The sequence below is a fragment of the Streptomyces sp. HmicA12 genome (assembly GCF_000373565.1).
Taxonomy (GTDB): domain Bacteria; phylum Actinomycetota; class Actinomycetes; order Streptomycetales; family Streptomycetaceae; genus Streptomyces.
In genome coordinates, this window is the sequence record NZ_KB891799.1 from 116668 (window position 1) to 139952 (window position 23285).

The 23285-nt window shown below is 72.0% G+C and carries 17 protein-coding genes and 1 tRNA gene; 11 read left to right on the forward strand and 7 right to left on the reverse strand.

All coding sequences use genetic code 11. The annotated features are described in order from the left end of the window. Positions 1-293 precede the first annotated feature (293 nt). The 4 genes from B072_RS0107350 to B072_RS0107365 all read right to left on the reverse strand — a co-directional run bounded on the left by B072_RS0107350 (position 294) and on the right by B072_RS0107365 (position 4363). The gene (locus B072_RS0107350; protein WP_018529295.1) at positions 294-1580 is read right to left on the reverse strand and encodes a glycosyltransferase family 4 protein; all 1287 of its coding nucleotides are present in this window, start codon (positions 1578-1580) and stop codon (positions 294-296) included. Further along, positions 1577-1993: a hypothetical protein gene (locus B072_RS0107355; RefSeq protein WP_018529296.1), complete on the reverse strand. Its 417-nt coding sequence runs from the start codon at positions 1991-1993 to the stop codon at positions 1577-1579. The genes B072_RS0107350 and B072_RS0107355 overlap by 4 nt, the downstream gene beginning before the upstream one ends. Before the next feature lie 65 nt (positions 1994-2058). Beyond that, on the reverse strand, positions 2059-3312 hold the full coding sequence (locus B072_RS0107360) for an MraY family glycosyltransferase (RefSeq protein ID WP_018529297.1): 1254 nt from the start codon (positions 3310-3312) through the stop codon (positions 2059-2061). A 1-nt stretch (position 3313) separates the two neighbouring features. Next, entirely contained in the window at positions 3314-4363 is a 1050-nt protein-coding gene (locus B072_RS0107365; RefSeq protein WP_018529298.1) for an NAD-dependent epimerase/dehydratase family protein, read from the reverse strand. Positions 4364-4691: 328 nt separating this feature from the next. On the opposite strand from B072_RS0107365, the gene B072_RS0107370 reads away from it, so the two are divergent. From B072_RS0107370 to B072_RS0107410, 9 genes are all read left to right on the forward strand, one after another. Beyond that, the gene (locus tag B072_RS0107370; RefSeq protein ID WP_018529299.1) at positions 4692-6974 is read left to right on the forward strand and encodes a (Fe-S)-binding protein; all 2283 of its coding nucleotides are present in this window, start codon (positions 4692-4694) and stop codon (positions 6972-6974) included. Between the two features lie 201 nt (positions 6975-7175). Next, a complete protein-coding gene (locus B072_RS0107375) occupies positions 7176-8705 on the forward strand; it encodes an FG-GAP-like repeat-containing protein (protein WP_018529300.1) in 1530 nt (509 codons plus the stop codon). Positions 8706-8984: 279 nt separating this feature from the next. After that, on the forward strand, positions 8985-10376 hold the full coding sequence (locus B072_RS0107380; protein ID WP_018529301.1) for an FG-GAP and VCBS repeat-containing protein: 1392 nt from the start codon (positions 8985-8987) through the stop codon (positions 10374-10376). 115 nt (positions 10377-10491) lie between these two features. Then, positions 10492-11796, forward strand: a complete 1305-nt coding sequence (locus B072_RS42675; RefSeq protein ID WP_018529302.1) for an FG-GAP repeat domain-containing protein — start codon at positions 10492-10494, stop codon at positions 11794-11796. A 79-nt stretch (positions 11797-11875) separates the two neighbouring features. Beyond that, entirely contained in the window at positions 11876-13303 is a 1428-nt protein-coding gene (locus B072_RS0107390) for an FG-GAP-like repeat-containing protein (protein ID WP_018529303.1), read from the forward strand. A gap of 203 nt (positions 13304-13506) precedes the next feature. Then, positions 13507-14994: an FG-GAP repeat protein gene (locus tag B072_RS0107395; RefSeq protein ID WP_018529304.1), complete on the forward strand. Its 1488-nt coding sequence runs from the start codon at positions 13507-13509 to the stop codon at positions 14992-14994. 77 nt (positions 14995-15071) lie between these two features. Beyond that, positions 15072-16538, forward strand: coding sequence for an FG-GAP and VCBS repeat-containing protein (locus B072_RS0107400; protein WP_018529305.1), 1467 nt, complete (start codon positions 15072-15074; stop codon positions 16536-16538). A gap of 90 nt (positions 16539-16628) precedes the next feature. Beyond that, on the forward strand, positions 16629-17993 hold the full coding sequence (locus B072_RS0107405; RefSeq protein WP_018529306.1) for an FG-GAP and VCBS repeat-containing protein: 1365 nt from the start codon (positions 16629-16631) through the stop codon (positions 17991-17993). A 23-nt stretch (positions 17994-18016) separates the two neighbouring features. Then, positions 18017-18931, forward strand: a complete 915-nt coding sequence (locus B072_RS0107410; RefSeq protein WP_078506332.1) for a Yip1 family protein — start codon at positions 18017-18019, stop codon at positions 18929-18931. A 78-nt stretch (positions 18932-19009) separates the two neighbouring features. On the opposite strand, the gene B072_RS0107415 is transcribed toward B072_RS0107410, so the two are convergent. Both B072_RS0107415 and dcd read right to left on the reverse strand, forming a co-directional pair. Then, the gene (locus B072_RS0107415) at positions 19010-19516 is read right to left on the reverse strand and encodes a phosphoribosyltransferase (protein WP_043243529.1); all 507 of its coding nucleotides are present in this window, start codon (positions 19514-19516) and stop codon (positions 19010-19012) included. A gap of 11 nt (positions 19517-19527) precedes the next feature. Next, on the reverse strand, positions 19528-20103 hold the full coding sequence (dcd, locus tag B072_RS0107420; protein ID WP_018529309.1) for a dCTP deaminase: 576 nt from the start codon (positions 20101-20103) through the stop codon (positions 19528-19530). 523 nt (positions 20104-20626) lie between these two features. Between dcd and B072_RS0107425 the strand changes: the two genes are divergently transcribed. After that, positions 20627-20700: transfer RNA gene (locus B072_RS0107425), tRNA-Gly, on the forward strand. Positions 20701-21063: 363 nt separating this feature from the next. Here the strand turns inward: B072_RS0107425 and B072_RS0107430 are convergent. Then, a complete protein-coding gene (locus B072_RS0107430) occupies positions 21064-21993 on the reverse strand; it encodes a hypothetical protein (RefSeq protein WP_018529310.1) in 930 nt (309 codons plus the stop codon). A gap of 512 nt (positions 21994-22505) precedes the next feature. On the opposite strand from B072_RS0107430, the gene B072_RS0107440 reads away from it, so the two are divergent. Then, complete coding sequence (locus tag B072_RS0107440) at positions 22506-23264, forward strand: hypothetical protein (RefSeq protein WP_018529311.1); 759 nt, start codon at positions 22506-22508, stop codon at positions 23262-23264. Positions 23265-23285: the final 21 nt, after the last annotated feature.

Genomic DNA, 23285 nt, shown 5'->3' on the forward strand with positions numbered 1-23285 from the left:
CGCCCGTCCGTGTACCGCCGGACGGACGTCAGGCCGGTGCCGCGGCCCGGCTCCCGCGCCCCGGTCCGGCCAGCAGCCCCTCGACGCCCGTGGCGAATCTGCGCGCCATCGCCTCCACCGTGTGGCGCTGGGCGTCGGCGCGGCAGGACCGCCCACCGGCCGCCCGTGCGCGACCGTCAACTCCACGTCGCGGGCGGCGAGTTCGTCGGTCAGCCGTCGGAAGAACGGCAGTCGGTACGCGGCCAGGTACGGCTCGACGACGGTGACCCGCGCCCTGCCCTGCGCACCGCCCGTCACACGCCCACCTTGTCCTCGACGGCCCCGGCGTCCCCAGCGGTCTCGGCGTTCTCGGCGTCCCCGGCTTCCTCGGCGTTCTCGGCGTTCTCGGCGTTCTCGGCGTTCTCGGCGTCCCCGGCGTCCCCGGCGTTCCGGGCGTCCTCGGCCGGGGACGCGACGACCGAGGCGTACAGCCGCTCGGCCCGCGCGACCCACGCCGCCTCCCCGTGCCGCTCCGCGTAGACCGCCCGGCAGTGCCCGCGCAACGTCGGGAAGATCCGCTCGGCGGCGTCCAGGGCGGCGGGCAGCGGGGCGTCCCAGGAGGTGACGGTGCCGGTGCCCTCGGTGCGCACCGCGCCCGGCACGGCGGACCCCTCGAAGGCGAGCACGGGCACCCCGGCGGCCAGCGCCTCCAGGTAGACGAGGGGCAGCCCCTCCCGCCGGCGGCCGGGCAGGACGAGCCCCCGGTACCGGGGCAGCGCGGCGCGCAGCACCCCGCGCTCGACCGCGCCGAGGAACCGCACGGACTCCGGGGCCGCCGCCCGGCACGCGGCGTCCAGCGGCCCGGCGCCGATGACGTCGAGGCGCCGCCCGGCGGGCCAGCGCCGCAGCAGGTCGAGGATGCCCTTCTCCTCGGTGAGGCGGCCGACGAACACCCAGCCGCCCTCGCCCGACGACACCGAACTCTTCGCCCCGGGAACGAAATGGGGGACGACGGCCATCCGCTCGACCGGCAGCCCGGCCCGCAGATAGGTGTCCCGGGCCTGTTCCGAGAGGACCACGGCCCGGTCGGCGCGGCGCAGCAGCAGGTCCTCCCGCACCCCGCCGCGCGACGCCCACGCGAGGGGCAGCGTGGCGAGCCGCGATCCCCGGTAGCAGCCGTGCCGCACCCCGGCCCACCGGTCGCCGTCCAGGCAGCGCGTGCAGGGCGCGCCGTCCCGGTACAGCACCGCGGCCGCGCACAGCGGACGGTAGTTGTGCAGGGTCGCCACGAGCGGGCCGGTCCATTGGGCGAGCCAGGCGCGGCCGAAGTTGGGGAACAGGTTGTGCACGTGGACCACGTCCGGCGCGAAGGAGCGCAGCGCGGGCAGCGGGCTGCGGCCGCGCCCCGTGGCTACGGTGACGGCACAACGGGCCGCGTACCAGGGCGCGTTGTGCAGGACGTCGGTGCGGGCCGCGACCAGGCGCACCTCGTGGCCCGCGCGGCCGAGGGCGGCGGCCTGGTCGAGGACGGTCTCGTTCTCGCCGCCGGGCACCGCGGCCCCGTGGAAACTGTGGACGAGGGCGATCCGCAGCCGCCTCACGCGAAGGCCGCCTCACGCGCGGCGCCGGTCCGTACGAGGGTGAGGTCGTCGCCGAACACCCCCGCGCCGTCCATGACCTGGGGCAGCTCCGCCACCTCGTCGACCTGGAGCAGCACCCGCTCGCCGGGGGCGACGACGTCCTCCCACATCCCGTCCAGGCGCCGCATCCACGTGCCGTCGCGGTCGCCGAGCGCGTACGGCACCACGTCCCAGTCCGTGTCGCGGGCCGCGATTCTGCGCACCCCGGAGCGGGCCCCGCCGAACGGTTCGAAGGAGACGATCCGCCCCCGGTACCCCGCTCTCCGCAGCCCCCGTCCGAAGGCGCCGTCGCGGGCCCCGGACTCCAGGACCAGGTCGATCTCGTACTCGGCGAGCTGGTGCGCCAGCATCCGCACCCGGCCGAAAATCGTCATCGCCGCACTCCCTTTTCCTCTGTTGCCGCGGGCCACCCGGACGAACCTCGGATGCCCCACGGCGCTCATCCCCGCGCCAGATCGACCGACGGACCCGCCACGGGCTGCCCGGCGATCTGCTGCCCGGCGATCTGTTGTCCCGCGATCTGCTGTCCCGCGACCGTCTGCCCCGCCACTCCCTGACCTCCCACTACCTGGCCTCCCACTCCCTGGCCTCCCACTCCCTGACCGGCCACCGCCTGACCCGTGATCGCCCGACCCGCGGCCGTCTGCCCGGCCCGCGTCGGTGCCGGAAGGCGTTCGCGGGCGCGGCCCCGGGCGCGCCGGGCCGTGTACACGGGCACCCGCAGCAGCAGCACGACCGCGACCGCGGCCGCTCCGGCGAGCCACCAGACGGCCGAGACGCCGACGAGGCCGCGGTGCAGCAGGACGCCCGTCGCCGTGCCGAGGGCCGCGGCCGCGCCGAGGACCACGGCGACGCCCGGAGCGGTCAGGCCGAGACGGCGCAGCCGGTGGGCGATGTGGTCGGGGCCGCCGCGCAGCAGACCGCGTCCGGCGCGCCGCCGGGAGACCATGACGAGCACCGCGTCGGCGGTGGCCACCACGGTCACCGCGAACAGCGCGGCCGCCGAGGCGGACGCCTCGTGCTCGGCGTTCACCAGGAGCGCCGCCCCGGCCACCAGGAACCCGGTGAACAGCGAGCCGCAGTGACCCAGCAGCATCCGCGCCGGATGCCAGTTGTGCATCAGGAAGCCGGTGAGCGAGGCGGCGAGCAGACCGAGGACGACGGCGAGCGAGCCGAGTCCCTCCGCCCCCGCGCACAGGCACAGGCCGAGCGCCGTGACGACGCCGACCGTGCCCATCGCCCCGTCGGAGTTGTCGAGCAGGGTGAAGGCGTTCGCGACGAAGACGATCCACAGGACGGCGAACGCGCCCGCGATCAGCCCGAGCCCGGCGCCGTGCACGACGACGGTCGCGGCCCCCGCCTCCACGATCACCCGGGCGCGCGCCCCGATCGGCCGGAGGTCGTCGAGGAGTCCGAGCCCGGCGACGACGACCCCGGCGAGCAGCAGCGCCCCGGTGGCGGAGCCGAGCGGGACGAGCCCGGTGGCGGCGCCCACCGCCGAGACGGTCCCGGTGGCGGTGACCACGCCGACCCCGCCGAGGCGCGGCGTCGGCCGGGCGTGCGCCCTGCGGCCCCCGGGCCGGTCCACCAGGGCCCGCAGGAACACGGTGCGCAGCGCCAGCGCGCGCAGGGCCGCGGTCAGCGCGGCGGCGAGCAGCAGGGCGGTCGCGGCGGCCGCCGTCCCGTACAGCACGTCAGACCCGCACCGGTGAGACGGCGGGGAAGGCCGTCGGGGCCGCGGGCCCGGGGAAGCCCCCACCCGCGTCGACGAGCGCCGCGTCCACGATGTCGACGAGGCCCCGCCTCGGCTCCCAGCCGGTGAGCTCGCGCAGCTTGGTGGTGTCGGGGACGCGCCGGGCCAGGTCCTCGAAGCCGCCCGCGACGCCGCCGTACACCTCCTCGTACGGGAGGAAGCGCAGCGGCGACGGTGAGCCCGCGCGTTCGACGATGATCCCGGCGAGGTCGCCGATGGTGGTCTCCTCGCCGCTGCCGACGTTGAAGATCTCGCCGTTCGCGCCGGGGTGGGCGAGGAGGCGCAGCAGCGCGTCGACGGCGTCCGTGACGTGGGTGAAGCAGCGGCGCTGGGTGCCGTCGCCGTGCACGGTGAGCGGCTGCCCGGCGACGGCCTGCGCGGCGAGCCGCGGCACGACCGTGCCGGACACGGGCGACTGGCGCGGGCCGACGGTGTTGAACAGGCGGGCCACCGTCACCGGCAGGCCGTGCTCGCGGTGGTGGCCGAGCGCGAGGATCTCGTCGACCGCCTTGGCGGTGGAGTACGACCAGCGGGCCACGGTGGTCGGCCCGAGGATCCGGTCGGCGGTCTCGGCGACCGGGCCCGCGTCGTTCTTGCCGTAGATCGCGGAGCTGGAGGCGAGCAGCAGCGGGGGGCCGTGCCGGCGGGCGGCCTCGACGACGGTCTCGGTGCCCCGCACGTTCGTCAGGAACGACTTCAGCGGCTGCTCGACGACCGGCCGGACACCGGCCGCTGCGGCCAGGTGGATCACGCGGTCGCAGCGGCCCGCGAGCTCGTCGACGAGCCGGGCGTCGAGCACCGAGCCGCGCACGAAGCGCAGCCGCGGGTTCGGCCAGGCGGCCGCGAGGTTGACGCGGTCGCCGGTGGACAGGTCGTCGAGGACGACGACGGTGTGACCCTGCGCGAGCAGTGCGTCGGTCAGATGCGAGCCGATGAAGCCCGCGCCGCCGGTGACCAGATGTGTCAGAGGTGCGGTCGGTGCGCTCGCCATGGGCCCCTCGGTTCGGTGAGTTGGGGTGCGGTATCGGGGTGACACCGGTGGGGCGCGCCCGTCCGGAGCCCTACATAAGTTATTCCGTTATGTCCAAATATGGGGCGAATAACACGATCTGCTTTGGCGGCGGCTCCGGGCCGCCGTGCGGGCACCCCCCGCGCGTGAGGCTTGCCTCAGCGACGCAGATCACCACCCGGCCGACTACATTGCGACCGCGTAAGTGGGTAGTCTCAGACGGACTGCATAAGTTACCGCTTAGTAATCAGCACCGTTCGAGAACCCGTCCCGAGAAGACTCCCCCTCGCAGGCCCGAGGAGCCCCCAAAATGCAACTCGCCGCGATCATCGTGTCGCTGGCCCTGATCGTGGTCGGCGCGGCCCTGTTCGTCCGGGCCATCGCGCAGATCTACCGCTTCGTGCGGCTCGGCCAGAACGTCCCCGCAGGCACGCGCACCGACGAACCCGTACAGCGCACCGTGACCGTGGCCAAGGAGTTCCTCGGCCACACGCGCATGAACCAGTGGGGCATCGTCGGGTTCGCGCACTGGTTCGTCGCGGTGGGCTTCTTCTCCCTCATCCTGACGATCGTCAACGCCGTCGGCCAGCTCTTCCAGGCCGACTGGCTGCTGCCGATCATCGGCGAGTGGGCGCCGTACAACATCTTCGTCGAGTTCATCGGCCTGATGACGACGCTCGGCATCCTGACGCTGATCGTCATCCGGCAGCTGAGCAAGCCGGGCAAGGCGGGCCGCAAGTCCCGCTTCGCGGGCTCGAACTTCGGCCAGGCCTACTTCGTCGAGGCCGTGATCCTGATCATCGGCCTGTGCATCATGACGCTGCACGCGCTGGAAGCGACGATGCACGGCCTCGACCACTACGAGGCCTCGTTCTTCGCCTCGTACCCGCTGGTCCTGGCCTTCAAGGGGCTGAGCCTCGGCACCCTCCAGAACATCGTGTACTTCGTCGCCATGGTGAAGATCGCGACGTCCTTCATCTGGATGATCACGGTCTCCCTGAAGACCGACATGGGTGTCGCCTGGCACCGCTTCCTCGGCTTCCCCAACATCTGGTTCAAGCGCGAGGCCGACGGTGACGTGGCCCTCGGCGGCCTGCAGCCGATGACCTCGAACGGCGAGCTGATCGACTTCGAGGACCCGGGCGAGGACGACGTCTACGGCGTCAGCCAGATCGAGCACTTCTCCTGGAAGGGCCTGCTCGACTTCTCCACCTGCACCGAGTGCGGCCGCTGCCAGTCGCAGTGCCCCGCCTGGAACACCGGCAAGCCGCTCTCCCCCAAGCTCCTCATCATGTCGCTGCGCGACCACGCGCACGCCAAGGCCCCGTACCTGCTCGCCGGTGGCGGCAAGTCCATGGAGGGCGAGGAGAAGGCGACCGAGGAGCAGCTCAAGGACGTCCCCGCCGCCGCCCTCGCGGAGGCCGAGCGCCCGCTGATCGGGACGCACGAGGAGAACGGCGTCATCGACCCGGACGTCCTGTGGTCCTGCACCACCTGCGGCGCCTGTGTCGAGCAGTGCCCGGTCGACATCGAGCACATCGACCACATCGTCGACATGCGCCGCTACCAGGTGATGATCGAGTCCGCGTTCCCGTCCGAGGCGGGCACGATGCTCAAGAACCTGGAGAAGAAGGGCAACCCCTGGGGCCTGGCGAAGAAGCAGCGCCTGGAGTGGCTCAAAGAGCTCGACTTCGAGGTGCCGGTCGTCGGCAAGGACATCGAGGACCTCACCGAGGTCGAGTACCTCTACTGGGTCGGCTGCGCCGGCGCCCTGGAGGACCGCGCCAAGAAGACCACCAAGGCCTTCGCCGAGCTGCTCCACATCGCGGGCGTCAAGTTCGCGATCATGGGCGGCGACGAGAAGTGCACCGGTGACTCCGCCCGCCGCCTCGGCAACGAGCCGCTGTTCCAGCAGCTCGGCCAGGAGAACGTCATGTCGCTGAACATGGCCTTCGGCGAGGAGTACGACGACGACGGCAAGGTCACCGAGGACTCGAAGAAGCCCCGCACCGCCAAGAAGATCGTCGCGACCTGCCCGCACTGCCTCAACACGATCGGCAACGAGTACCCGCAGATCGGCGGCGACTACGAGGTCATCCACCACACCCAGCTGCTCCAGCACCTGGTGGACGACGGCAAGCTCGTCCCGGTGACCCCGGTCGAGGGCATCATCACGTACCACGACCCGTGCTACCTGGGCCGCCACAACAAGATCTACACGCCGCCGCGCGAGATCATCGGCAAGGTCCCGGGCCTGCGCAACGAGGAGATGCACCGCCACAAGGAGCGCGGCTTCTGCTGTGGCGCGGGTGGCGCGCGGATGTGGATGGAGGAGCGGATCGGCAAGCGCATCAACAACGAACGTGTTGACGAGGCGTTGTCGCTGAACCCCGACATCGTCTCCACCGCCTGCCCGTTCTGCCTCGTCATGCTGACCGACTCGGTCAACGGCAAGAAGAACGACGGCAAGGCCAAGGAGTCCGTCCAGGTCGTCGACGTGGCCCAGCTGCTCCTCGACTCCGTGAAGACGCCGGCCGACCCGGCGGGCGAGACGGAGACCGAGGACGCGCCGGAGCCCGAGCCGGTGAAGTAGGCCAGTGCGGAAGCAGGCGAAGTAACCGCCTGCGCAAGCGACTTGAGGGCACCCCGTCGCCACGGGGTGCCCTCTTTGCTTGTCCGGTCCCGTACAACCCTTTCGGATGATCCCGTGTCAAACGGTGCGCCGGACGAGGAACGGGCCCTTTCCGGCCATCCCCCCGCGCTGCCCGGCCTTCCTTCAGCTCAGGAGCCGCACGTGCGCAAGAACCGTACGGCCGCCCTCGCGGCGGCCTCGTTCCTTCTCCTCACGGGTACGTTCATCGCCTCCGCCCCGTCCGCGTACGCGGGCACCCCGGGCGGCACCCGCGCGAACGACCGCAACACCGACTTCAACGGCGACGGCTACGACGACGTCCTCGTCGGCGCCCCCGGCGCCACCGTCGGCGGGCACGCCGGCGCCGGTCTCGTCACCGTCCAGTACGGCGGCGCGAGCGGGATGGGGACGTCCCGCTCCGCCGTCTTCAGCCAGAACACCACGGGTGTGCCGGGCAGCGCCGAGACCGGCGACGCCTTCGGTCAGGCCGTCGCCACCGGCGACCTCGACGGGGACGGCTACGACGACGCGATCATCGGCGCGCCCGGCGAGGACCTGGGCTCCGTCACCGACTCCGGCGGCGGCGTCGTCCTGTGGGGCACGCCCAAGGGCCTGGTCGGATCCGAGTCCACCGGTCTCGAGGCCGACGAGCCCGCCAAGGGCGGCCGCTTCGGCTCCGCGCTCGCCGCGGCCCGCTTCAGCGACGTGGGCGACGGGGACATGCTCGCCGTCCTCGACTCCGTCGGCCTCGCGATCTTCCAGTACGAGGCGGCGCCCGCCGCCAGGAGCAGGACGGCCGACGCGCCGTCCGGCAAGCACCTCGTACGGCACTCCCGTACGGACTTCGCGGCCAAGGCGCCCGAGGCCCGGTCCGCGGCCGAGGAGCCGCCGGGCATCCGGCCGACGAACCTGAGCACCGGCGACTACGACGCCAACGGCTTCGCCGACCTCGTCGTCTCCGGCATCTCCGCGGACGACGACAGCAACCACGGCTGGTCCTACGTGCTGCCGGGCACCGCGTCCGACGCCGACCCGCTGCCCGTGCTCGCCCTGCGCGGCGGCCCGGTCGTCGCCTCCGGGGACATCGACGGCGACGGCAAGGACGACCTGGTCACCGGCGAGCCGCAGGGCCCCGACGAGGGCGGCGAGTCCGTCGCCGGGGGCATGATCGGCGTCTACTACGGCTCGGACGCGGGTCCCGCCGGAGAGGCCGACCGGTGGACGCAGGACAGCCCCGGAGTCCCGGGCGCCCACGAGCGGGGCGACCGCTGGGGCGCGGACCTGTCGGTCGGCGACACGAACGGCGACGGGTTCGCCGACGTCGCGGTGGGCGCGCCCGGCGAGGACATCGGCAGCGTCGCCGACGCGGGCGCGGTCTGGGTCCTGCGCGGTTCCGCCTCCGGCCTGACGGCAAGCGGCGTGCGGGACTTCAACCAGGACTCGGCGGACGTTCCCGGCGCCGCCGAGAAGGGCGACAAGTTCGGCGCGCAGGTCTCCTTCACGGACCCGAACGACGACGGCCGCTTCGGCCTGCTGGCCGCCGCGCCCGGGGAGAACGCCGGGGACGGGGTCGTCTGGGTGTTCTCGGCGGGGTCGGGCGGGGTCACGGCGTCCGGGTCGTGGACGTACGGTGCCGGCTCGCTGGGTGCTCCGGCTCAGGGGGCGCGTTTCGGGGCCGCGATCGACGACTAGGCGCCGTTGGGGGTGCGGGGTTCGCTGTCGAGTGCCGGTTCGTTTCGGCCGGTCGCGCCCACGCGGCGGAGCCGCGTAGCGATACGGCCCCGCGCCCCTGAAGGCATGCGCTGACGCGCGGCCTTCCCGATGAGACGGCGCACGAAGTGCGCATCTCAGGGGCGCGGGGAACTGCGCGACCAGCCACACACAACCCGCACCCGCCGACGTACAACCACCCCCACCCCCTCACGCGTCACACCGGTGACAGACAACCCCGCCCCACCAACGGAGTTCACCGTGCGCCTCAAGAAGCTGGCCGTAGCCGCCGGAGTGGCCGCCCTCGCCACAGGCGGCCTCACCCTCCCGTACGCGGGGACCGCATCCGCCGCCACCAGCACCCTCAAGGACGACTACAACGGCGACGGCTACCGCGACCTCGCCATCGGCACCCCGAAGGCCAACTCCGTGACGGTGACGTTCGGTTCGGCCTCCGGGGCCGGGAAGTCCGTGACCATCAGCCAGGCCACCGCCGGTGTGCCCGGCACCACCGAGGCCGAGGACGAGTTCGGGGAGAACGTCACCAGCGGCGACGTGAACCACGACGGCTACGCGGATCTGATCGTCGGCGCCCCCGGCGAGCAGGTCGCCGACTGGGCCTCCGGGTCCGTGACCGTCGTGTGGGGCGGCGCCAAGGGCTTCACCACGGGCGCGCAGGTCTACCACGCGCCGACGGCCGACGACGAACGGTTCGGCGAGGGCGCCGTCTTCGTCGACCTCGACGGCGACGACTGGGAACAGCTGTCCGTCGTCAGCGCCGAGAAGTGGTGGTGGTACGGGGACGGCACGCCCGCGTCGGCGTACGCGCCCGAGGTCGACTTCATCCCCGACGGCGTGACCCTGGAGGGCGAGACCGCGCTCCAGATACACGGCGCCGGCGTCGGCAGGACGTACACGTACGTCCTCTACGGCAAGAACGCCGACGGCTCCCCCTACACCGGCTGGGTGGACGGCGGCCCCGGCGACATCGGCTACCACTCGGGCCGACTCGACGGCGACTTCGAGGGCTCCACCACCGGCGCCGCCGCCACCGGCGACGTGAACTGCGACGGCATCCCCGACCTGGTCACCGGACAGCCCGAGGACAACTCGGTCTGGGTGATCTACGGCGGCGGCGCCGTGTTCACCGACGAGATGGAGGGCATGGGCAAGGTCACCCAGAACAGCCAGGACGTGCCCGGGGTCACCGAGCCCGAGGACCGGTTCGGGGCGTCCGTGGCCGTCGGCGACATGAACGACGACGGCTGCGCGGACATCGCGATCGGCGCCCCCGGCGAGACCGTCGACGGCGTCAAGGGCACCGGCTCGGTCACCGTCCTCGACGGCCGCAAGGGCTGGGTGGAGAGCGGCGGCCGCGCCTACCACCAGGCCACCCCCGGCATCACCGGCACCCCGGAGACCGGCGACGCCTTCGGCTCCAGCCTCGCCTTCAAGGACATCAACGGCGACCAGCACGCCGACCTGGAGATCGCCGCGTCCGGCGAGGACATCGGCACGAAGAAGGACGCGGGCGCGGTGTGGGTGCTGCGCGGCGCCGACCCGTTCCTGACGACGACGGGGATCACCTCCTTCAACGGCGCCGACTTCGGTCTGCCCGCCGCGGGCATCGGCTTCGGGACCGCGCTGCGCTGACCCCCGCGGCCGGGCAGCGTGACGAACGCGGCACCCCGCACCCCTTAACGCCACCGCGGGACGGGCGCCATCATGTGCAGGTTGTGAACTCATGAGGTGAACGGGGTCGTTGCTGATGGCAGGCATACGGGGTTGTGGGCGCGGCGGACCGAGCGCCGCGCCGCGCAGGGGCACGGCGGGGCTCGGCGGCGCCCTGCTCCTCGCCGCCGCGCTCACCGGCTGCGGCGGCGCCCCGCACGACACCGCCGCCGGCGACCGGCCCGTCGCCCTGAGCGGCAAGACCGGCAAAACGGCGGGGGCGGCCCGGCCGGTCCCGCACGGCACCGGCGCCGCGTCCGCAAAGGGTTCCGCGGACTTCAACGGCGACGGCGCCCCCGACCTCGTACTGGACGATCTCGCGCACGACGGGCTCGGCGACGACCCCGGGATCGGGATCGTGTACGGGAAGAAGGGGCACGGACTGACGCCGGACGTACGGCAGTTGCTGACCCCGGAGAAGTTCGCGGCGCCGACGAAGGGGCAGACCCCGGCGGCGTTCGCGTCGGAGGCGAGCTGTGATCTGAACGCGGACGGTTTCACCGATCTCGTCGTGTCGACCGACCCGCCCTACGACGGGCAGGGGCAGCCGCCGGTGCCGCTGCAGATCCTGTTCGGCTCGCCGGGCGGCATCGTCGGCAAGGGCGTGAAGGTCGCGATCCCTGCGAAGGCCAGGTTCGGCAACGACTGGCCCGACCAGCCCGTGTGCGGCGACTTCGACGGCGACGGCAAGAACGACCTCGTGGTGCACGCCAGCGCGGGCCAACTCTCCTTCCTGCCGGGCCCGTTCACCGACTCCGGCGCCCCGCGCGGCGGCCCGGCCGGGCTCGCCCGGTCCATCGGCGACCTCCCCGCGGGCCCCGCGGCCGACGTGAACGGCGACGGCGCCGACGACATCCTGGTCCGCGCCCATGGCGGCACCGCCCGCTCGGCCCTCGTCCTGGGCGGCCCGAACGGCCCGCAGACGCCCGGCGCCGCCTACCCGGCGGGCAAGGACGTGGTGTTCGGCCGGTTCGGCTCCGCGGTGCTGACCGGCGACGGCCTCGCGGTGAAGGGGCGCGGCACGCTCGACGTCCGCGGTGACGCGCTCGACGCGGGCGATCTGAACGGCGACGGCCGCACCGACCTGGTCGTGTCCGGCGGCGCCGAGGTCCGCCTGGTCGACGGCGGCGCACGCCTCGTCGCGGGCTCGCCGGGCGCGGGCCGGGTCGTCGCCGTGGCCGACTTCGACGGGGACGGGCGGGACGATCTGGTGCTGCAGCGCGCCTCGGGCTCGGGGTCCGCGAAGGACGCGGTGACGGTGTTCCCGGGCGCGCGAGGTTCCGCACTCGTCGCCTCGACGTCTCACCTCTCCTTCTCCACAGCGGAGTTCACCTCCGGCTGACCCGGACACAACCATCCGTTCACCCCACGTGTCACACCACCGGTAGCCAACCCCCCCTCACACACCGGGAGTTCGACTCGTGCGGAAGCGAAACCTGGCCCTGTCCTGCGCCCTGGCGCTCGGCGCCGCGACCCTGACCCTCGCACCCGCGGCGACCGCCCGACCCGCCCCGCTCCACGGTGACTTCAACGGCGACGGCTTCACCGACCTGGCCGTCGGCCTGCCTGCCGCGAACGTGAGCGGGCACACCGGGGCCGGTTACGTGAACGTGGTGTGGGGCGGGCCCGGCGGCCTCGGCGCCCGGGGTTCATCGACGTACAGCCAGAACTCCGCCGGAATACCCGGCACCTCGGAGTCCGGCGACCACTTCGGGTACGCCGTCTCGCCCGCCGACCTGAACGGCGACGGGTACGCCGACCTCGCCGTCTCCGCCCCCGACGAGACCCTCGACACCCCCGGCGAGAGCCGCGAGGGCGCCCTCTACGTCCTGTGGGGCTCGGCCAAGGGCCTCACCTCGGGCACCACGACCGCCAAGGGCCACGACGAGGCGCACATCGGCCGACTCCTGAACACCGGCGACTACGACCACGACGGGCACGGCGACCTCGCGTACAGCAGCAACGGCGAGGAGACCGCGGCGCTGCGCCTGCGCCCGGGCCCGCAGACCTCCGCCGCCGCCTCCACCGTGATCCGCAACTGGCACTTCGCGGGCCCCTCCGCCCTCGCCACGGCCGACTTCGACGGCGACGGGGGCGACGACCTCGCGGTCACCTACAGCGGCATGGAGGACCAGGGCACGTTCGTGACGTCGAAACCGGCGACGGGCGACTGGACGACCTCCTGGACCACCGGCGACCACGGCGCCGCGCTCGCGGCCGGCGACTTCGACGGGGACGGCACCCAGGACCTCGCGATCGGCCTGGTCGAACCCAACCCCGAGGTGGAGGAGACGTACTGCCCCAAGGACCGCACCGGCGGCGCCGTCGCGCTGATCTCCGGAGCGGCGGGCACCACGCTGGGCGGCGACTGGGACTGCACCACCCAGGACAGCCCGTACGTCGGCGGCACCGGCGAGCCCGAGGACGACTTCGGCGCCGCCCTCGCCACGGTCCACGCGGGAAGCCCCGACGGCAGCGACGCCCTGCTCGTCGGCATCCCGCACGAGACCGTCGGCACCAAGGAGCGGGCGGCGGGCGCGTACGCCTTCCTGGAGACGGTCTACCGCGAGCCCGTCCTGGAAGGTCCGCTCGTCACCCAGAACTCGGCCCAGGTCGCCGGCACCTCGGAGTTCAACGACCGGTTCGGCTCCGCCCTCGCGGCGGCCGACCACGACGGCGACGGGTACCCGGACCTCGCGGTCGGCGCGCCCGGCGAGAACGGCTCGACGGGCGGCGTCTGGTTCAAGAAGGGCGCCGAGAAGCCCGCACTCACCGACACGGTCTCGGTGACGCCGAAGAAGCTGGGCCTTTCGGGCGCCGTCGGGCACGGAACGGTGCTGGGCCACTGACACCGGGCCGGTCCGGGCACACAGCGGTTCGCGAAATTCACACAGCCCCCGTACAACCCTTGCACCCCACAACGAGTCTCCTGTTCGCCGACTGGCGGGACATGCACAGGACAACACCTGGCAAACACCCGCCAAACGGCAGCACTTCCGTCCTTTGTCGCGGGATGCCCGCCAGGCATCCCCTTCCCGCAGGAGCCGTTCCGATGTCGAGCAAGGCCAAGCACAAGCGCACCCCCGCCCCGTCCCCCGCCCGCGTCCGCCTCGCCACGGCGACGGCCACCGCGGCCGCGCTGACGGGCGGGCTCCTCGCCGTCTCGGCCGGCGCGGCGTCGGCCGCCACGCCCGACGTCGCCGCGTCCGACGCCGACTTCAACGGCGACGGCTACGCGGACCTCGCGGCCTCCGCCTCCCACGCCTACGTCGGCGGCCACGCGAACGCGGGCCAGATAGCCGTCGTCTACGGCGGGGCCGTCAGCACCCACCGGGTCGTCCTCAGCCAGAACTCCGCGGGCGTGCCCGGCTCCGCCGAGTCCGGCGACTACTTCGGCGCGGACTCCGCGTACGGCGACTTCGACGGCGACGGCTACGACGACCTGCTCGTCGGCGCCCCCGGCGAGGACGTCGGCTCGGACGCCGACGGCGGTACGGCCGCCATCCTGTGGGGCTCCGCGAACGGCCTCACCGGCGGCACCACGATCGCCGACCCGCGCCCCACCGCCCACGACGGCTTCGGCGCCCCGGTCGAGGCAGGCGACTTCGACGGCGACGGCAAGGACGACCTGGCCGTCGGCGCGAACAACAAGGACACCGTCGACATCCTTAGGGGCGGCGTCAGCCGCACCGCGGGCGCCGCGAAGCACTCCGTCGTCACGGTCCCGGTGATCAGCGACACCGGCGCCGGCGTGTGGAACCTGCACTCGGGCGACGCCAACGGCGACGGCAAGGACGACCTGATCGTCAACGGCTATGCCAAGGACGGCGGTTACAACGCCAACTTCTGGCTGCCCGGCACCTCATCGGGACCGAGCGCCTCCGGCGCGGTCCGCCTCCAGCAGGGCATCATCACCGACCTGGGCGACACGGACAGCGACGGCTACGACGACATCGTCATCGGCAACGTCTGGTCCGCCAGCGGCGGCAAGCAGAACAGCGGCGCCGTCTACGTCGTCCGCGGCACCCCGAGCGGCCCCGACACGAGCGGCCACTCCACCTTCACCCAGAACGTCGCCGGCATCCCCGGCAGCAGCGAGACGGACGACAACTTCGGCTCCGAACTCGACCTCGGCGACGTCAACGGCGACGGGCACCTCGACCTGATCGTCGGCGCCCCCGGCGAGGACCTCACCGGCGGCACCGACACCGGCGCCGCCTGGGTCCTGTACGGCAAGGCGGACGGCACGGGCATCGCCGCGCAGGGCGCCCTGTTCCTGGAACAGAACAACGCCTACGTCCCCAACGACAACGAGAAGAACGACTACTTCGGCTCCGACGTCCACATCGACGACCTCAACGGCGACGGCCGCGGCGAGGCCTACGTCGGCGCCTCCGGCGAGAACGGCTCCAACGGCGCCGTCTACCCCGTGCGCATCAACCCCGACGGCACCCTGGCGGCCTCCTCCGGCCTCTACACGTCCACCTTCGGCATCTCGGCCAGCGGAACGCCACGGCTGGGCGCCAACTTCACGGACTGACCCGCCCGTTCGGCACGGGCGCCGGGCTCACCGGGCGCCCGCTCACTCGACTTCACTCACCTCACAGGAGCACGAGCATGGCCAAGCACCGCCGTATACCCGCCCCTTCCCCGACCCGCATCCGGCTCGTCACGGCGACGGCCGCCGCGGCCGCGCTCACCGGTGGCCTCTTCGTGGCCACGGCCGGTTCCGCGTCGGCGGCCACGCCCGGCGTCGCCGCGTCCGACGCCGACTTCAACGGCGACGGCGTCGCGGACGTCGCGGTCTCCGCGTCCTGGGCGTCCGTGAGCGGCCACTCCAAGGCCGGACAGATCAGCGTCCTCTACGGCGGCGGCAAGCACACCACCATCAGCCAGAACACCGCCGGAGTGCCCGGCTCCGCCGAGTCCTCCGACTTCTTCGGCGCCGACTCCGCCTACGGCGACTTCAACAACGACGGCTACGACGACCTCGCCGTCGGCGCCCCCGGCGAGGACGTCGGCTCGGACGCCGACGGCGGTACGGCCGCCATCCTGTACGGCTCCCCGAACGGCCTGACCGGCGGCAAGACGGTCACCGACCCGCGGGCCTCCGCGCACGACCACTTCGGCTCCATGCTGGAGGCCGGCGACTTCGACGGCGACGGCAAGGACGACCTCGCGGTCGCCACGCCCAACTCGGCCACCGTCGACGTGCTGCGCGGCGGCACCGGCAGCGCGTACACCGTGGGCGCCCCGGTGTGGAGCGGCGGCGGCGACGGCATCCGCAACCTGCACTCCGGCGACATCAACGGCGACGGCATCGACGACCTCCTCGTCAACGGCTTCGAGAAGGACAGCGACGTCGGCTGGGACGCCAACTTCTACCTGCCCGGCACCAGCTCGGGCGTCACCGCCAACGGCTACGTGAAGCTGCCCGCGGGCATCATCACGGACGTCGGCGACATCGACGGCGACGGTGACGGCGATGTCGTCCTCGGCCTGTCCTGGGACGCGAGCTCCGAGGTCCCCGGTGCCCAGAAGGGCGGCGCGGTCCTCATCGCCCACGGCAGCCCGTCCGGCCCGGTCGCCTCCGGCGTCCAGACCATCGACCAGGACACCGCGGGCGTCCCGGGCGGCGGCGAGACCGGCGACGCCTTCGGCGCCGAGCTCGACCTCGGCGACATCAACGGCGACGGGCACCTCGACCTGGTCGTCGGCACCCCGGGCGAAGACCTCGACGGCATCACCAACACCGGCTCGGCCACCGTCCTGTACGGCGCCGCCGACGGCTCCGGGATCACCGGCGCGGGCGCCAAGTTCTACAGCCAGGACACCCCCGGCGTGCCCAACTCCAACGAGAAGAACGACTACTTCGGCACCGACGTCCACATCGACGACCTCGACGACGACGGCCGCGGCGACGTCGTGATCGGCGCCTCCGGCGAGAACGGCGACAACGGCGCCGTCTACGCCCTGCACTCGAACACCGACGGCAGCCTGTCGTCGTCCGGCGGCATCTACACGTCCACGCTCGGCATCTCCACCAGCGGCACGCCGCTGCTGGGCTCCAACTTCTCGGACTGACAGAGCAGTTCACCCCGAGGGCCGGGCCCGCGCCACGTACGGCGCGGGCCCGGCCCGGCTTCCCCTGCCTCCCCCTAGGACCCGACCCCCATGCGCAAGCGCTCGCTCCTCCTCGCCGCAGTCACGGCATCCGCTCTGCTCACCCCGCTGGCCGCGGCCACGGCGTCCGCCGCCCCCGCGAAGTACGGCGACGACTTCAACGGGGACGGATACCGGGACTACGCCGCTACCAGCTGGAGCGCCAAGGGTGGCGGCGGCGTCGGCGTCGTGTACGGCACCCCGACGGGTCCGGGCACCACCGAGCGCCGCATCACCCAGGCGAGCCCCGGCGTGCCCGGCGCCGACGAGGCCGACGACATGTTCGGCGAGGTGCGGGCCGCCGCCGACCTCGACGGCGACGGCTACGGCGACCTCGCCGTGTCCGCGACCGGCGAGAACGGCTCGGCCGGCGCCGATCAGGGCTCCGTCACCATCCTGTGGGGCTCCGCCACGGGCCTCTCGACGGGCACCACCTTGCCGAACAAGGCCCCCGGCTCGCACAACGGCATGGGCGAGGACCTGGCGACCGGCGACTTCAACGGCGACGGCAAACAGGATCTGGCCCTCGTCAACCGCGGCGTCACGTACGTCTACCGCGGCCCGATCACCCGCTCGGGCAAGACCGGAACGGTCACCAAGCTCGACAAGACCTCGGCCTTCGATGCCACCGCTCTGATCTCCGGAAAGGTGAACGGCGACGGCAGGACCGACCTGGTGATCATCGGCAATGTGATCACGTCCTCGTCGGCCGCCTCGGACGCCTGGTTCATCAAGGGCGGCAGCTCTTCCCTGACGTCCGGGAGGACGCTGCGTCTGGAGTCCCAGTCCGGTGAGGGCGAGTTCATCGAGCGCGGCGGCGACGGCGTCATCGCGGACTTCGACAAGGACGGCTACGGCGACATCGCCGTCGGCACCTCCGTCCACTCGAAGCACAAGGGCCGCGTGACCGTCTGGTACGGATCGTCGTCCGGCCCGGCCGACGACACCCGCATCACCCAGTCCTCCAGCGGCATGGCCGGAACCCCGGAGAACTACGACCAGTTCGGCTCCTCGGTCTCGGCGGGCGACGTCAACGGCGACGGCTACCAGGACCTCGCGGTCGGCGTCCGTGACGAGGCGATCGACGGCAAGGACAACGCGGGCGGCGTCCACATCCTCAAGGGCCGCGCGAGCGGCCTGTCGGGCTCCGGTTCGCAGTGGTTCGCCCGCAACACGGCCGGTGTACCGGGCGCCCTGAACGCCCACGACCGGTTCGGCGGCCTGGTCCGACTGCGCGACACCGACGGCGACGGCAAGGCCGACCTGTACGCCAACGGCGGGTACGGCTCACTGCGGCTGCGCGGCTCGGCCACCGGCATCGTCACGTCGGGAGCGTCGGAGAACCTCGGCGTCGACGTGGACGGGCTCCTCCAGTGACCCCTAAGGCCGCCCCGTAGGGGATGTCACAGCTCAGCGCCAATGCCGGGCCCAATCCCCCGGGCCCGGCATCGCACCCCCGGAAACCAGGTACGTTCGACTACGTGGCTGGATTCAGGAACGGACGCGGCCGGGACAACCGCGAAGCGCCGCAAGGCCCCCCGCAGTACTACGGCGGCGGCGGGCAGCAGCAGTGGCCCCAGGGCAACAACGGCGGGGGCGGGTACGGCGAGCCGGAGTACTTCGGCGACCACCAGGGCCAAGGTCAGGGCCAGGGTGGCCACGACCCGTACGCCGCCAACAACCCCGGCCACACCCAGGCGTTCTCGGTGAACGACGACCCGTACACCCAGGGCTCCACCTACCAGGCGGGCTCGGCCCAGGCGGGCCCCGTCGGCCCCCGCCTGCACTGGAAGGAACTCCTGACGGGCGTCGTCTTCCGCCCGTCCGCGACCTACCTCCAGATGCGCGACTACGCGATGTGGGCCCCGGCACTCATCGTCACGTTCCTCTACGGCCTCCTCGCCATCTTCGGCTTCGACGGCGCCCGCGAGGACGTGATCAACGCCACGCTCTCCTCGGCGATCCCCTACGTCCTCACCACGGGCGTCGCGGTCACCCTCAGCTTCTTCGTCCTGGGCGTGGTCACGCACACCCTCGCCCGCCAGCTCGGCGGCGACGGCGCCTGGCAGCCCACGGTCGGCCTGTCCATGCTGATCGTCTGCCTCACGGACGCCCCGCGCCTGCTGGTCGGCATGTTCCTCGGCGGCAACGAGATGTTCGTCCAGCTCCTCGGCTGGGCGACCTGGATCGCGGCGGGCGCGCTGCTGACCACGATGGTCTCGAAGTCCCACGACCTGCCCTGGCCTAAGGCGCTCGCGGCATCCGCGATCCAGCTGGTGGCCCTGCTCTCGATCGTGAAGCTGGGCACGTTCTAGTCACGTACGCAACACGCGAGGGGCCCGGCACCGTTCTCGGTGCCGGGCCCCTCGCGTGCGTCCCGCGCTTCGTACGCCTCAGGCGTCGAGCACCTGCCCGTCCCGCTTCACGACCGGCGGTTCGACACTCCACGGGAAGTTAATCCAAGCCTCGGTACGCTTCCACACATACTCGCACTTCACGAGCGAGTGCGACTTCTCATAGACGACGGCGGACCGTACCTCGGCCACGGTGTCCAGGCAGAAGTCGTACACCAGCTTCAACGTCTTGCCGGTGTCGGCGACGTCGTCGGTGATGAGGACCTTCTTGTTGGAGAAGTCGATGGCGTTCGGCACCGGCGCCAGCATCACCGGCATCTCCAGCGTCTCGCCGACACCGGTGTAGAACTCGACGTTGACCAGGTTCAGGTTCTTCACGTCCAGCGCGTACCCGAGCCCGCCGGCGACGAAGACGCCGCCGCGCGCGATGCTCAGGATGATGTCGGGCTCGTACCCGTCATCGGCGATGGTCTGCGCGAGCTCGCGGATCGCGACCCCGAACTTCTCGTACGTAAGGTTCTCGCGCACGGGGCTGACGTCACTCATGTCGCTGCTGCTCACACCTGGGTCCGATGGAAATTGAGGAAGGAACGGGAGGCGGTCGGCCCGCGCTGTCCCTGGTAACGCGACCCGTAGCGCTCGCTGCCGTACGGGTGCTCGGCGGGCGACGACAGCCGGAACATGCACAGCTGCCCGATCTTCATGCCCGGCCACAGCTTGATGGGAAGCGTGGCGAGGTTCGAGAGTTCGAGGGTCACGTGGCCGCTGAAGCCCGGGTCGATGAACCCGGCGGTGGAGTGCGTGACGAGCCCGAGGCGGCCCAGCGAGCTCTTGCCCTCAAGGCGCGAGGCGAGGTCCTCGGGCAGGGAGATGACCTCGTACGTCGACGCGAGCACGAACTCACCGGGGTGCAGGATGAACGGCTCGTCGCCCTCGGGCTCCACGAGCCGCGTCAGGTCGGCCTGCTCCACACTCGGGTCGATGTGCGGGTACTTGTGGTTCTCGAACACCCGGAAGTAGCGGTCGAGGCGCACGTCGATGCTGGACGGCTGCACCATGGATTCGTCGTAGGGATCGATCCGTACCCGCCCGGCGTCGATCTCGGCCCGGATGTCCTTGTCTGAGAGAAGCACGTAGCGAGGATACGCAGAGCGCGCGGGCCCGCCTAAATCGGCGGGCCCGCGCGCTTCACCTGCTCTGAGCTTCTACCGCTTTCCCGGTCCCACAGGAACGGCATGCCGCAACCGAGCACAGCGCGGGCACCGGATGAGCCGGCCGGGACCGAGGCGGTCCGCCTGCTGCATCGGGAACGAAGCGGTGCTGAAGACGTGCCCTTCGGCACATCGGACGACGGTGCGCTCCATCGAGTCCATCAAGGTCCGGAGTCCCTTCCCCACGAGCCATATGGGCCGGTTTCCCGGCCGACGACAAGGGGTCACATTACGGGATGAAAGGGACGTCGATCCAGGCGACTCCCCGACCTCAGGACACTCCTGAAAGACCCTCTTGCGGTCCCCCCACCGTACGCCTCAACTCCCTTCACCCGCAGTCACTTCCGACCCCCACAACGCAGTCGGACCCCGACGGCGCAAGCGCCCGGGGTCCGGCATGAGGTACAGTGTCCGGCAGTACCAGCCGCTCCAACGGCGGTACTGCGCGGGTGTAGTTTAATGGTAGAACATAAGCTTCCCAAGCTTAGAGCGCGAGTTCGATTCTCGTCACCCGCTCCACGAAGAAGCCCCAGGCCAGCGGCCCGGGGCTTTCTGCTGTGCGGATCCGCTCAGTCGTCGCGTGCCACATCCGTGCCGGCCCGAAGCCACGCTCCGCCAACTCGACGAGTTCGAAGCGAATGAGCAGTACCAAGCACCGCTCTGGCAACCCAGCCGCTGAGCAACAACTTTCGGCGGCGAGCAGCGGACGGATCTCGCCGATCGCCTCGGTACGGTGAAGCGCCCGACGCGGTCCACGGGGGTCGCCAACTCCTCGATCAAATCCCCGAGATGCACCTGATCAAGGCCGCACGGGCCCACTTCTTGGTCACACTCGAAGAATCCGTGCGGCCCTTGTCACGTGACGCCCCGCACGAGCCCCCTTCAAGCAACGCGGGACGCGAGCGCGGTCCGCAGCTGCTCGTAGCTCGGCGCCAACCGGCGCAGACCGTCGGCCAGGGCCCGGTCGTCGCCCGTGACCAGGGGGTGTTGGAGGCCGCCGACCAGCCGCGCCTGCCCGGACGCGATCGCCGCCGCATCGGGGAGTCCCAGCAAGTCCAGGCAGTGTGCTGCGTCGGCGAGTCGGCGCGCGCCGACTCTGATCGCGAAGTGCGCCAGGAACCCGCGCATGCCCACGTCGAGTCCCCCGTCGGCCCGGGCGGCCAAGGCCTCCACACCGGCGGCGCCTCCGAGCGTCCCCGGCGGCACCGGCTGGTCGCCGCCGCCCGCCAGCCACCGCTCCGCATCGGGCAGCGACCGTCGCAGCGCCTCCTCCGGTGTGACCTTCCGTTCCTGGACGAAGCCGGCGCGCATCACGTAGGGGGCGTCGGCATAGCCGACCGTCCTCGCCTCCCACGCGGCGAGGAAGTCCGCGACCGGCAGCGTCGCATAGGGATGACCGTGCGGGTCGTGGAAGACCACCATGCCGCCCTCGACCTCCAGCACGACCACGAAGTGGTCGCCACCGTCGGCGGTGGGTGTGCCCGGCTGGTGGAGCAGTAGCCCCATGTCGACGGGGCCGACCAGGACGGGGCCTTGGGCGCAGGCTTCGCGCAGCCGCTCCTCAGCCTCCTCGGCCGTGCCGCCGGTGGTACGCGCGCACCGGGCGCCGAGTAGGGAGACGGCCGCGTCCAGGCCCAGGTCCGGGTCCCAGCCATAGGGGTCGAACAGCGGCAGAGTGCCGCCGATCAACTCGAAGCCGAACGGCGAACCGGTCAGTACCTCGATGACCGCCGGGGGCGGGGCCGCCTCGCCGAGCACCATGGCCAGGGAGTTGGCGTAGCAGTACGGGCCGGAGCCGATGTAGTGGGTCACTGTTGTCCTGTCTTCTTCGGTCAGGAAGCGCTGATGGGCTGCTGCAGCCCCATCACCCATGCGGTGGTGTCCTTGGGGCAGTCCAGGAAGAGGGTGAACATCACGCCATCCAGTGCAGACCCTGACACGGTGTGATGGTCAAGCCCTGGGCGGTCAGCAAGCCCACTTGGTCCTCACCCGCGTCCGCGCGCTTGCAGTCCGGTCAGTACCGACGGCCAGACCCCATCGCGTTGCCTGCGGCGGAAGAGCCCGGCCCGGTCCGAACCCGCCGGCGGATCCCATTGATGCGCGGCCGGCGCCGGCAGGTCACCTGTTGGCCATCGACAGAGCCCGACCGTCGGTGAGGTCCCGGACGAACCTCCGGGCCGCCCCCGGACAGGCCGGGGATGCAACCATTCCCTTCAGAGCTGGAACCCCCGGAAGCCGACCGCGCGCCGCAGACCCCGGCCGTGCCAGGCTGCCCGGGCCTTTTTGCTGTGCGCGCCCGCACCGACCCTCTATTCTGCGCTGCCATGGTCGAACTGATACGGGCCCTGGTCGAAGCGGTCACCCAAGGGCTTCCGGGGTTGCGGGGGATTCGGGAGGAGAAGCGGCGGCGCGAGCTCGGGGCCGAGTTGTTTCTTCTCTATGTGCGGCTCAACGAGGCGATGCTGGCGGCGGACGCGATCGTCCGGAGCCTTGAGGTGTACGTGGAGCGGATGGGCGGGCACCTCGAGCACGGGAACGATCGCTACGCGCTCACCGCGGGCAACTGGATCGTCGGCAGCGTGCGGAAGCAGATCGTGAACCTCACGAGGATCTCCGGCCTCATGGGCAGACACGGCACCGCGCTGCAGATCATCAACCCCGACGCCTACAACCGGCTCCACCCTCTGCTCAGCGGAAAGTTCAACGCCCTGCGCGTGCTGCTGGACATCATGCGTTCCGGCGCACTGCCGCTCGCGCCGACGGGGGAGGACATCGCGCGGGCCATGGAAGCGGGGGACCCGGAGTCCGACGACGGGCAGGACCGCATGATGGCGCTGATGCGGGAGCTGTCGCCCCGGTGGCACGACAGCGCGCTCGCGACGTCCTCCGAGTGGGGGCCGTCCACGTACGACTGCGTGGTCCTGTACCTCCGGGAGCGCGAGCCGCGCGGGCAGTTGGCCGAGATCCGCGGCGCCCTGGAGGCGCTGCGCGCCGCGCTGGAGGAGCACTTCACCATCGCGGACGTCCTGCTCGAAGTCGGCGACTCGCGCATGGGCAGCGTCTCCGGGAACTTCATCGAGTGACGGGAGGACCGGCGGGCCCCG